The sequence below is a fragment of the Pseudomonas sp. AC229 genome, from assembly GCF_979254655.1.
Genome location: NZ_CEEDHK010000122.1, coordinates 1 through 230 on the forward strand (window position 1 = coordinate 1; position 230 = coordinate 230).

The 230-nt window shown below is 57.8% G+C and carries 1 pseudogene; it reads left to right on the top strand.

Annotation, left to right across the window (positions count from 1 at the left end):
- Window positions 1–206 (top strand): annotated as a pseudogene (locus AC0IW7_RS25120) (acyl dehydratase); the annotation flags it as partial.
- Window positions 207–230 lie beyond the last annotated feature (24 nt).

A 230-nucleotide genomic window follows, 5' to 3' on the forward strand; every position in this document is an offset into this window, starting at 1 on the left:
ATATGGAACTGGACATCAAGGGACCGGTTTTCGTCGGTGACACCATTCACGTCGAGTGCGTAGGGATTGAGTGCCGCGAAAGCACCAACCGCCCCGGCCTTGGCTTAGTGCGCACCCGCAACCGCATCTACAAACAAGACGGTTCGCTGGTACAGGAATACCCCCCGCTGCGCCTGGTTAAGGGCAAGAACTACAAGGCTGACTGACCATGACGCAACGGGCAATGGAGG